Origin of the sequence: Streptomyces thermospinosisporus, from assembly GCF_039526425.1 — a bacterium.
Taxonomy (GTDB): domain Bacteria; phylum Actinomycetota; class Actinomycetes; order Streptomycetales; family Streptomycetaceae; genus Streptomyces; species Streptomyces thermocarboxydovorans.
Map to the genome: position 1 here is coordinate 23,805 of NZ_BAAAIZ010000056.1, position 11,300 is coordinate 35,104.

General features: G+C 71.3%; 8 protein-coding genes and 1 tRNA gene. 3 read left to right on the forward strand and 6 right to left on the reverse strand.

Annotated features, from left to right (window positions below):
• The first annotated feature begins 205 nt into the window (after positions 1 to 205).
• Positions 206 to 2,401 (forward strand): elongation factor G-like protein EF-G2, encoded by a 2,196-nt coding sequence (locus tag ABD207_RS19380; protein ID WP_344014368.1) that lies wholly within the window; start codon positions 206 to 208, stop codon positions 2,399 to 2,401.
• 220 nt (positions 2,402 to 2,621) lie between these two features.
• Positions 2,622 to 4,277, forward strand: a complete 1,656-nt coding sequence (locus tag ABD207_RS19385; RefSeq protein ID WP_344014369.1) for a hypothetical protein — start codon at positions 2,622 to 2,624, stop codon at positions 4,275 to 4,277.
• Between the two features lie 263 nt (positions 4,278 to 4,540).
• Here ABD207_RS19385 and ABD207_RS19390 read toward each other — a convergent pair whose 3' ends face one another.
• The 4 genes from ABD207_RS19390 to ABD207_RS19405 all read right to left on the reverse strand — a co-directional run bounded on the left by ABD207_RS19390 (position 4,541) and on the right by ABD207_RS19405 (position 9,288).
• Positions 4,541 to 5,089, reverse strand: coding sequence for an HIT family protein (locus ABD207_RS19390; protein ID WP_344014370.1), 549 nt, complete (start codon positions 5,087 to 5,089; stop codon positions 4,541 to 4,543).
• A 91-nt stretch (positions 5,090 to 5,180) separates the two neighbouring features.
• On the reverse strand, positions 5,181 to 7,157 hold the full coding sequence (gene thrS / locus ABD207_RS19395) for a threonine--tRNA ligase (protein WP_344014371.1): 1,977 nt from the start codon (positions 7,155 to 7,157) through the stop codon (positions 5,181 to 5,183).
• A 278-nt stretch (positions 7,158 to 7,435) separates the two neighbouring features.
• Complete coding sequence (locus ABD207_RS19400; protein ID WP_344014372.1) at positions 7,436 to 8,725, reverse strand: hypothetical protein; 1,290 nt, start codon at positions 8,723 to 8,725, stop codon at positions 7,436 to 7,438.
• On the reverse strand, positions 8,722 to 9,288 hold the full coding sequence (locus tag ABD207_RS19405) for a DUF4365 domain-containing protein (RefSeq protein ID WP_344014373.1): 567 nt from the start codon (positions 9,286 to 9,288) through the stop codon (positions 8,722 to 8,724). Before ABD207_RS19405 ends, ABD207_RS19400 begins: the two co-directional genes overlap by 4 nt.
• Before the next feature lie 169 nt (positions 9,289 to 9,457).
• On the opposite strand from ABD207_RS19405, the gene ABD207_RS19410 reads away from it, so the two are divergent.
• Positions 9,458 to 10,183: an exonuclease domain-containing protein gene (locus ABD207_RS19410; protein WP_344014374.1), complete on the forward strand. Its 726-nt coding sequence runs from the start codon at positions 9,458 to 9,460 to the stop codon at positions 10,181 to 10,183.
• Positions 10,184 to 10,333: 150 nt separating this feature from the next.
• Here ABD207_RS19410 and ABD207_RS19415 read toward each other — a convergent pair.
• Together ABD207_RS19415 and ABD207_RS19420 are read right to left on the reverse strand one after the other, a co-directional pair.
• Positions 10,334 to 10,405, reverse strand: a tRNA-Val gene (locus ABD207_RS19415).
• A gap of 39 nt (positions 10,406 to 10,444) precedes the next feature.
• Entirely contained in the window at positions 10,445 to 10,894 is a 450-nt protein-coding gene (locus ABD207_RS19420) for an SRPBCC family protein (protein ID WP_344014375.1), read from the reverse strand.
• Between the last annotated feature and the right edge of the window lie 406 nt (positions 10,895 to 11,300).

Below are 11,300 nucleotides of genomic sequence, written 5' to 3' on the forward strand. Positions count from 1 at the left end.
CCCCGGCGCTCGCGTCACGGTTGCCGCGCGACCCAGGGGCGGGGCGGCCGTTCGCCCGCCCGTGGCGGGTTCCGGTCCGTCGTATGGACGCACGGTGACGGGAGTGGAAAGCTCGAAGGACCGCGGGCGTCGCCGGAGCCGCTCCGCACGCGGATCCCGCGTGTCCGCGCCCACAGTGACCTCACCGTGCACGGGAGGCAGGACCATGGGCGACAAGGCGCACACACACCCCGGAGCCGCCGGCAGGGCACAGGCGGCCGACCATCCCACGTCCGTACGGAATGTGGTGCTGGTCGGCCACTCCGGATCGGGCAAGACGACTCTGGCGGAGGCTCTCGCGCTGACCGCGGGGGCGATCAACCGGGCGGGCCGCGTGGAGGACGGCGGCACCGTCTCCGACTACGATGAGATCGAGCACCGGCAGCAACGCTCGGTACAGCTCTCCCTGGTGCCGGTCGAATCGGACGGCATCAAGATCAACCTTCTGGACACCCCCGGATACGCCGACTTCGTCGGGGAACTCAGGGCCGGTCTGCGAGCCGCGGACGCGGCCCTTTTCGTTGTCTCGGCCTCCGACGGTGTGGACGGCTCGACCCGCATGGTGTGGGACGAGTGCGCGGCCGTCGGGATGCCCCGCGCCATCGTGATCACGCACCTGGAGGCGGCCCGCTCCGACTTCGAGGAGATGACCCGGATCTGCGCGGAGACCTTCGGCGGCGACGACCCGGACGCGGTGCTGCCGCTGTATCTGCCGCTGCGCGGACCCGAGGGGCCGGACGGCCACGCGCCCGTGACGGGGCTGATCGGACTGCTGACGCAGAAGCTGTTCGACTACGCCGGCGGCGAGCGCAAGGAGTCCGAGCCCGGCCCGGACCAGCTGCCGCTGATCGAGGAGGCCCGCAACCGGCTCATCGAGGGGATCATCTCGGAGAGCGAGGACGAGACCCTGATGGACCGCTATCTCGGCGGCGAGCAGGTCGACACCGAGACGCTGATCAAGGACCTGGAGCGGGCGGTAGCCCGCGGGGTGTTCTTCCCTGTGCTGGCCGCCGCCCCCGCGGCCGAGGGCGCCCGGCAGGGCCTGGGCACGGTGGAGCTGCTGGAGCTGATCACCCGCGGCTTCCCGACGCCGCTGGAGCACGGCACCCTCCACGTGACCACCGTGGACGGCAAACCGCGCGAGCTGAAGCCCTGCGACCCCGAGGCCCCGCTGGTCGCCGAGGTCGTCAAGACCTCCTCCGACCCGTACGTGGGCCGAATCTCCCTGATCCGGGTGTTCTCCGGGACGCTGCGGGCCGACCAGACGGTGCATGTCTCCGGGCACGGCCTGTCCGACCGGGGCCACGAGGACCACGACGTCGACGAGCGGATCGGCGCCCTGTCCACGCCGTTCGGCAAACAGCAGCGGCCCGTCTCCCACGTCATCGCCGGCGACATGGCGTGCGTGGCGAAGCTGAGCCGCGCGGAGACCGGGGACACGCTGTCCGCCACGGACGACCCGCTGCTGCTTGAGCCCTGGGAGATGCCCGACCCGCTGCTGCCGCTGGCCATCCAGGCGCACAGCAAACCGGACGAGGACAAGTTGTCGCAGGGCCTGGCCCGGCTGGTCGCCGAGGACCCGACGATGCGGCTGGAGCAGAATCAGGACACCCACCAGGTGGTGCTGTGGTGCCTGGGCGAGGCGCACGCCGACGTGGCCCTGGAGCGGCTGCGCAGCCGCTACGGCGTGCAGGTCGACGTGGTGCCGCACAGGGCGCCGCTGCGGGAGACCTTCGGCGGCAAGGCGGCCGGACGCGGACGGCACGTCAAACAGTCCGGCGGCCACGGGCAGTTCGCGATCTGCGAGATCGAGGTCGAGCCGCTGCCGGGCGGTTCGGGCATCGAGTTCGTCGACAAGGTGGTCGGCGGCGCGGTGCCGCGGCAGTTCATCCCCTCGGTGGAGAAGGGCGTGAGGGCCCAGGCGGCCAAGGGAGTCGCGGCCGGTCATCCGCTGGTCGACGTGCGGGTGACGCTGCTGGACGGCAAGGCGCACTCGGTGGACTCCTCCGACGCCGCGTTCCAGACGGCCGGGGCGCTCGCCCTGCGGGAGGCGGCCGCGGACGCCAAGATCCTGCTGCTGGAGCCGGTGGCCGAGGTGAGCGTCCTGGTCGGCGACGACTACGTCGGCACGGTGATGAGCGACCTGTCCGGCCGGCGCGGCCGGGTGCTGGGCACCGAGCAGGCACCCGGCGGGCGCACGCTGATCAAGGCGGAGGTGCCGGAGATCGAGATCGGCCGGTACGCCGTGGACCTGCGCTCGCTGTCCCACGGCACCGCCCGCTTCAGCCGGAAGTATGTGCGGCACGAGCCGATGCCGCCGCAGATCGCGGAACGGGTGCGTGAGGAGGCGCAGAGCGGCTGACCAGCGGCGCCGGGCGCCCGCGTGCCTGATGCGGGCGCCCGGCGCATGCGTGCGCACAACCCTGCCGTGCCGCGCTCCGACTCACCTTGGCGGATGGCTCGGTCCGTCCGCAGACGGACGGCGCCGGCTGCCGATACGCTGAAGACCTGATCAACAGGTGTGCGCATCAAGGAAGTCGGGAAGGCCGCAGGACGTATGGTCGCGGCGATCGGGGGCGGGAATGACCGTTGACGGCGGTTACGCGGACTTCTTCGGTCCGCAGGTGCCGCGCACGGGCGACGAGGGGCAGACACCGACGTTCGCGCTGGCCTCCGCCGCCTACCGGGACAACGAGGCGAAGGAGATCCTCAAGGCCAACAACGAGTGGCACAAGTCGTCGGTGAGCGAGCCGAAGATCGCGCTGTTCCGGCCGAATCTGGGGGAGGCGTTCTCCCGGGCGGTCATCGACCGCATGCTCGGCTCGGGGCGCAAGCCGCTCATCCAGTCCTTCGGCACCCAGCCGCAGGTGGTGGTGGAGCACGCCCTCGCCGCCCACCGCATCCGCCGGGAGCGGGACAACTGGCTGACCGCCGTGATGGTGCTGTGCGGACTGCTGTTCCTGCCGGGCCTGCTGATGTGGCTGCTGGTCTTCCAGATCCGCACCACGATCGCCAAACGGCCGGACAAGCGGGCCGGCGCGCTCGCTACCACGCTGCTGATCGCGGTGGGCGCCCTGGCGGTGCTGTTCCTGATCCGTATGCCGTTCGGCGGCTTCTGGGGCTGGTACGCACGAGCCGCCGTCGTCGCACCCGTGGTCGGCTGGTACTGGGCCAGGCAGATCTGCGAGCGCACCGCCCGTGACCTGCGCGAACGCTGGGACAGCCTGCTGTCGGGCACCAGCGTGGGCGCCAAGGTGCCCGAGGCGGTGCCGAGCAGCCCCGGCGAGAAGGCGGCCGAGGAGCTGCGCCAGTCCCTGGCCCGGCTCGCCGCCGAGCAGCAGTCCAACTCCGTGTTCTACGCCGGGCCCAAGGGGATACTCGGCATGGGCACGCGCTGGGGCAGCTGGCAGCTCGCCGAGGACCTGGTCACGGCCGACCCGGACCGGGAGATCCACCCGTTCCGCAGCTGGGACGTCATCAAGGCCATCCAGGACCGGCTGCGCATGCTGGAGCGCGGTCCGCTGAACACGGGCGGCTTCCCCAAGCCGTCGATACAGCACTGGATCGTCACCCCGATCGCCGAGAACGCCACGGAGGTTGCCCGGCCCGAAGGCACGGACGTCGAGGCGTACCGGGTCAAGACGCACGCCATACAGGAGATCTGCAACAAGCAGCAGTTCGGCGCGGGCGACCGGCACTACCTCGGCGTGCAGTGGACGCTGTGGGACGGGCAGCTGGTCATCACCATGCTCATCACGGTGACGGTGCTGCACGAGACGCTGCGCATCGAGGTCACCGGGCATGCGCTGGGCCCGGTTCACTCGCTGTTCACCACCAAGCCGGCGGCCAAGGAGAAGGAGGTCCAGAAGTCGGTCAAGTTCTGGGAGACCCGCAAGGTGAAGCTCCCGCTGGTCGACGCGGACGAGGTGGTCCGGCTCGCCGCACGTGCCCCGCTGACCTGGTATCCCCCGCTGCTGAACTGGCTCGGCGGCACGCTGACGTTGCCCGAGCCGTTCGGTCTGCGGCACGCCTGGGCGGACCAGCCGTGGCGGCACCGTTTCATGGCGGACGACGCGCTGCGCGCGGCGACTCCGGTGCTGCGGGTGGTGCACGCGGCGGCGATCAAGGTGCTGGAGGAGAACGGCGTGGACACCGAGAAGTTCGGTGCGCGCTCCTCGTTCCTCAGCACGGCCGTGCAGGACGCGTCGCCGCGGAAGGCGGATGTGTACGAGGCGTAGCGGGCGGGAGAGCGTTCACGGACGGGCCGGCATTGTCCGGCCCGTCCGGCGTCCGGACGGCAGCCGCGAGGGGTTCGCGCTCCGGAGCGTCAGTCGGTGGGCCGGACCTCCGCAGCCGTCAGTCGGTGGGCCGGACCTCCGCAGCCGTCAGTCGGTGGGCCGGACCTCCGCAGCCGTCAGTCGGTGGGCCGGGCTTCCGCAGCCGTCAGTCGGTGGGCCGGGCTTCCGCAGCCTTCACTCCGTTGGCCGGGCCTCCGCGGCCGTCACTCCGTGGGCCAGGCCTCCGCCAGCATCTTGCGGGTGTCGGCCAGCAGCTGCGGCAGCACCTTGGTGTGGCCCACCACCGGCATGAAGTTGGTGTCCCCGCCCCAGCGCGGAACGACGTGCTGGTGCAGATGGGCGGCGATGCCGGCGCCCGCGACCGTGCCCTGGTTCATGCCGATGTTGAAGCCGTGCGCGCCGGAGGCCTTGCGCAGCGCGGTCATCGCCTGCTTGGTCAGCTCGGCGAGCTCGGCCGTCTCCTCGGCGGTGAGGTCGGTGTAGTCGGCGACGTGCCGGTACGGCACGGTCATCAGGTGGCCGCCGGTGTAGGGGTACAGATTGAGCACGGCGTACACGGTCTCGCCGCGCTGGAGGATGAGCCCGTCCTCGTCGGACTTGGCCGGGATGGAGCAGAACGGGCAGCCGTCGTCGGCGCCCGGGCCGGTCGGCTTGTTCTCCCCCTGGATGTAGGCCATCCGGTGGGGCGTCCACAGACGCTGGAACGCGTCCTGCGTCCCCACTCCCAACTGCTGCTCCGGCTCACTCGTCATGCGTGCAGCATATGGCGTTGCCGGCGCACGCGGGAAAGGCCCCCGGGATCACTCCCGGGGGCCCTTCGGAGCCTTTCGGTCAGCCGAGCGATCAGACCTGCGCCCGCTCCTCGACGACCTTCACGATCTTGGCGATCGCCTCGTCGACGGGGATGCCGTTCTCCTGGGAGCCGTCGCGGTAGCGGAAGGAGACGGCGCCCTTGGCCATGTCCTCGTCACCGGCGATGACCATGAACGGCACCTTCTGCTTCTGGGCGTTGCGGATCTTCTTCTGCATCCGGTCCGCGGAGGAGTCCACCTCGACCCGCAGCCCCTGCTTCCTGGCCTTGGCCGCGAACTCCTCCAGGTACCCGACGTGCGCGTCGCCGACCGGGATGCCGATGGCCTGGACGGGCGCGAGCCACGCCGGGAAGGCGCCCGCGTAGTGCTCCAGCAGCACCGCGAAGAACCGCTCGATGGAGCCGAACAGCGCGCGGTGGATCATGACCGGACGCTGCTTGGTGCCGTCGGCGGCGGTGTACTCCAGGTCGAAGCGCTCCGGCAGGTTGAAGTCCAGCTGGATGGTGGACATCTGCCAGGTGCGGCCGATGGCGTCCTTGGTCTGGACGGAGATCTTCGGGCCGTAGAAGGCGGCACCGCCCGGGTCGGGGACGAGCGGCAGGCCCTGCTTCTCGGCGACCTGGCGCAGCGTCTCGGTGGCCTCCTCCCAGGCCTCGTCGGTGCCGACGAACTTCTCCGGGTCCTTGGTGGACAGCTCCAGGTAGAAGTCGGTCAGGCCGTAGTCGCGCAGCAGGTCCAGGACGAAGGTGAGGGTCTTGTCGAGCTCCTCGGCCATCTGCTCGCGCGTGCAGTAGATGTGCGCGTCGTCCTGGGTGAAGCCGCGGGCCCGGGTCAGGCCGTGCACCACGCCCGACTTCTCGTACCGGTACACCGTCCCGAACTCGAACAGACGCAGCGGCAGTTCGCGGTACGAACGCCCCCGCGCGTCGAAGATCAGGTTGTGCATCGGGCAGTTCATGGGCTTGAGGTAGTAGTCCACGCCCTCGTCGAGCTGCATGGGCGGGTACATGCCGTCGGCGTACCAGTCCAGGTGGCCCGAGATCTCGAAGAGCTTCCCCTTGGTGGCGTGCGGGGTGTAGACGAACTCGTAGCCCTCTTCCTCGTGGCGGCGCCGCGAGTAGTCCTCCATCACCCGGCGGATGATGCCGCCCTTGGGGTGGAAGACGGCGAGGCCGGAGCCGATCTGCTCCGGGATGGAGAACAGGTCCAGCTCGTGGCCGAGCTTGCGGTGGTCGCGCTTCTCGGCCTCGGCGAGGAACTCCAGGTGGGCCTTGAGCTCCTCCTTGGTCGGCCAGGCGGTGCCGTAGATGCGCTGCAGCATCGGGTTCTTCTCGCTGCCGCGCCAGTAGGCGCCCGCGTTGCGCATCAGCTTGAACGCCGGGATGTGGCGGGTGGTGGGCAGGTGGGGACCCCGGCAGAGGTCCTTCCAGCACACCTCGCCGGTCTTGGGGTCCAGGTTGTCGTAGATGGTCAGCTCGCCGGCGCCGACCTCGACGTCCGCGCCGTCGTCGTGCGAGGGGGCGCCCTTGAGGCCGATCAGCTCCAGCTTGTAGGGCTCGTCGGCGAGCTCCTCGCGGGCGGCCTCCTCGGTGACGACGCGGCGGGAGAAGCGCTGGCCGCGCTTCTGGATCTCCTGCATCTTCTTCTCGATGGCCTTGAGGTCATCGGGGTGGAAGGGCCGGTCGACGTCGAAGTCGTAGTAGAAGCCGTCCTTGACGGGCGGGCCGATGCCGAGCTTGGCCTCCGGGAAGAGCTCCTGCACGGCCTGGGCCATCACGTGCGCGGTGGAGTGGCGCAGGATGTTCAGGCCGTCCTCGGAGGAGATCTCCACGCCCTCGACGGTGTCGCCGTCCTGCACCTCGTAGGAGAGGTCCTTGAGCTCGCCGCCGACGCGCGCGGCGATGATCGAGCGGTCGCCGGCGAAGAGGTCGGCGGCCGTAGTGCCCGTCGTCACCACGCGTTCTTCCCGCTCGGAATCGCGTTGGATGATCACACGGACGTCTGACACCGGTCTCTCCTACCTGAAGTGGGGTTAGGGCCTGTCTTTCGGATCTTGCCGCCGGTCGCGGGGTCTGGCACGCGCATCTGCGGCGTTGTCGTCGGTTGGCGACGCTCCGCGTCGCCGTCCTCCTCCGCCTTGCAGCTGCACGCACCAGACCCCGCTCGGCTCGGCTGCAAGGGCACCGCCACCGGAAGCGGCAAGATCCGGAAGACAGCCCCTAGCGGCGCCATACCAGAGCGCGCGCGAACACCGATCGTACCGACCCGGGACCCACCTGGGCGAAATCAGTCCTCGTCGCCGGGGTCGTCGCCCTCGCAGACCTCGCCGAAGAAGGCCGCCACCTCGGCGTTCTCCTGGACCGCCTTCATCAGGCGGTCGCGCTCGGCATCGTCCACCGGCACCGGCGTGAGGTCGCTCACGCCCGTCAGGCGCCGGAAGCCGCTGCGGCTCTCCAGACGGCCGCGCAGCCGTACCGGAAGTCCGACGAGGTGGGCGTGGCCGGCGATGCGGTAGTCCTCCTCGCCGAGGGTGATCCGGACATGGCCGAGGTCGGCTCCGGCGAGCACCCGCAGCCGTACCGTGCCCTCGCCGCGCGGTCCGGGCCTGCGCATCCGCACCACGGTGCCGGTGATCCGCACCGGCACGGAGGGCTCCGCGCGCCGGTAGCGGGCGCCGGCCTCGCGCAGGACCGGCAGGTCGCCGGGGGTGAACTCGACGGGTTCGGGGAGGGCGGCGCAGCCGTCGGGGACGCCCGCGGCCGGGGCCCAGGCGACGGCGATCCGGGCGCCCTCGGTCCCGTGGACCAGGGCGAGCAGGGCCTCGGTGAGTTCGTGGCTGACGCCCGCCTGGACCGCGGTGGTGAAGGCGTCCATGCGGCCGGTGGCGCGCCGGTAGTCGATGGCCTCCCGGGTGGCGTGCAGCGCCTGATGGAGCCGTACGGCAAGGGGGCGGCCGGTGGTGACGGGCAGGAAGGCGGTGATCCGGTGCCCGCCGGCTGCGTGGCCGACGAGGACGGAGTCCAGCGCGGCCAGGGCGCGGCGGCGGTGCCGGGCGCCGTGGTAGCCGGCCCGGGCGCGGGTGGCGAGGGCGGCGGCGAGCAGGGTGCGGCGGGCAGCGAGGCGCAGTTGTTCCCCGGCGGTCCACACCGCCGTCCCGCCGGGTCCGTCCGGGATGTCGCGCCACCAGCGGATCTCGTCGCTGGGCACGGCGAGCGAGACCAGCACCTCGCGGGCACTTGCCAGGCCGCTGCGGGTCAGGGCGAGCAGCGCCTCGCCGAGCAGGTCGTCGCAGTCGGGGAAGGCGCGGCTCTCCGGCACCAGCAGGCTGGTGCCGCTGCCCGGACCGGGTGGTGTCCAGCGCCCGTAGCGTCCGCTCGCGCCGCCCCGCCGCTGCCAGCCGTGCCGGTGCAGCAGCGCGCCGAGCACCGCGGGGTCGACCTCGCCGGGCTCGGGCACCCGGCCGTCCCACGGGGTGTGCGGGGGCTCGGCGGGCCCGGGCGGCCCGGCGGGCCAGGGGGTGTCGACCGGGTGCGGGCGTACGGGCCGCAGGGGGCCTTCGGTCGGACGGTGCGTCATGGCTTCCCTCCCGTGCCGACCCGGGTCATGATCTCGCACAGCGCCCGGTCGTCGAAGATGCGTGAGGTGGGGATCCGCACGGTGGTGCGCTGCCGGCCGGTGATCGGGTGTCCGGCGAGGTTGGTCCAGTAGCAGCAGTGGCGCAGGTCGAGCCGGTCGTGGCTGGCGCGCAGCCAGTCGTCCTGGGAGCGCGGCACCAGCATCACCACCAGGATCTTGTGCACGGAGACCGGGGTGCGGGCCAGCTTCGCCAGGTGCGCGTTGTCCAGCGTGAAGGAGAAGAAGCGGGCCGAGGGGTCGGGCGCGATCTGGTAGGTCGCCTTGAGCTGCACCTTGATGGTGACCTCGTCGTCCACGGTGTGCCCGGGGGCGCTGTGGCTGACGTGCCAGTCGATGCCGTTGTCCGGGAACGGCTGGGACAGCGAGCAGCCCGCGGCGGCCGCGACGGCGTGCAGATAGCCGACCTGCAGGGTCTCCATGCAGGCGGTGGTGGCGAGTGAGCCGCGAGACGGTGCCGTGCGTTCGGGCAGCAGCCCGCCCCGTTCGGGCTGCGCGATGGCCATGGCCGAACAGCCTTCCAGAACAAGTGAATCCCCGCTGCGGGCCGCTGAACTGCTACGACCCGTACTCCTGTTGTCTCCTTCCGGAGTGAGGCGCAAACAGCCCGGGTATCACCCGTGCGGGCAGCGGACGGTGCGTCAACTGCCGATGGTGAACGAGGGGTTGGTGGGAATGACGTGCTGGTTCGAAGGGCCGCTGGCCGCCTTTGACACGGAGACCACGGGCGTGGACGTCGAGAACGACCGGATCGTGTCGGCCGCCGTCGTCGTGCAGGACGCGCCGGGGGCCCGGCCGCGGGTGAGCCGCTGGCTGGTCAACCCCGGCGTGCCGGTGCCGGCCGCCGCCACGCAGGTGCACGGTCTGTCGGAGGAGCATCTGCAGCGCAACGGCCGCTGGCCCGCGCCGGTGATGTACGAGATAGCAGAGACGCTGGCGGAGCAGGCGCGCGTCGGACGCCCGGTGGTGGTGATGAACGCACCGTTCGATCTCACGCTGCTGGACCGGGAGTTGCGCCGGCACCGCGCCTCCTCCCTGCACCGCTGGTTCGAGCGGATGCCGCTGCTGGTCCTGGACCCGCTGGTGCTGGACAAGCACCTGGACCGCTACCGCAAGGGGCGCCGCACGCTGACCGATCTGTGCGCGCACTACGGGGTCAGCCTTCAGGAGGCGCACGACGCGGCGGCGGACGCGGTGGCCGCGCTGGAGGTCACGCGAGCGGTGGGGCAGCGGTTCGCCTCCCGGCTGGAGCGGCTCTCCCCCGGTGAGCTGCACACGCTGCAGGCGGTGTGGCACGCGGCCCAGGCGCGGGGCCTGCAGGCGTGGTTCGCGCGCAGCGGCACGGAGGAGCCGGTGGACCCGGCCTGGCCCCTGCGCCCGGATCTGCCGGCGGCGGCCTGAGCGGGCGGCCCCGTCACGGGCGGACGGGGAGCACACCGACCGAGGCCGGATGCCGGTGAACGCAGGCCGGCCCATGGGTGCGTGCCGGCGAACGCGGGCCGGTGCGGACACAGCAAGGCCGGTCCGCCTGTGACGGACCGGCCTGCCCGGTGGGCGATACTGGGTTCGAACCAGTGGCCTCTTCGGTGTGAACGAAGCGCTCTCCCACTGAGCTAATCGCCCGGGAACGCACTGAACAATACAGGTGTCGGTACGTATCCTTCAAACCGCTTCCAGCCAGGCCTCCAGTCCGCGCCGGCCGGCCAGCATCATCAGGGCGTGGTTCATCCGGAAGACGGGCCGCGCGGGCACCGCGAGCCGCCGCAGCAGCGGCTTGCGGACGACGACCTCCTGCTCGTAGCGGGCGAGACTGCCGCCGGGCCCGAGCCGGGTGACGGTCCAGCGGGCCCAGCCGTCGATGTCCCCGGAGAGCCCCACCTCCAGGATCCCGGTCTCCGGATCGCGCCGCCCCTCGTGCAGGGTGGCCCGCAGCTCGATGGGGAGGACCGAGCGGATGCGCACCAGTCCGCTGGTGTCGTCCAGCCGTACGACCTCGCGCACCTGCGGCCACCACCGCGGATACTCCTCGATCCGCTCCAGCACCCGGTAGACCACCGGGGCGGGTGCGGAGAGTGTCCACAGACTGCGGAAGCGGTAATGGTTGAAGTCCATGGACGGAGTGTGCCCGCCCGGTCCCGGAGTGTGTCCGGAACTTTTCCGCGCGGATCTGACTATCCGCCAGAAATCCCGCCTCCGAAGTGACCATTCGCCCGGAATCCCGCCGTCCGCCCGCGTCTTGGGGTTCGGGTGAAGCCGCATTCTGAAAAAGTGTCCGCGGATTCGGCCGGATCCCGCGCCCGGATCTTCACCGGGAATCATTCGCCGCGGGTGAATTCCGGCTCGTACCGGTGGGTCCGCCACCCCTCGCATATGTAACGGAGCGTCACTTCCGCGCCCCCGTGCCGGGTTGTGCCTCTCCCCTCCCTCTCGGCTCTCGCCGGGACCGCCGGGGAGCCGGCGAAACCCCACGAGCGATCATGCCCCGCGGGTACGGGGCAGCGGGAACCCGGGTACGACA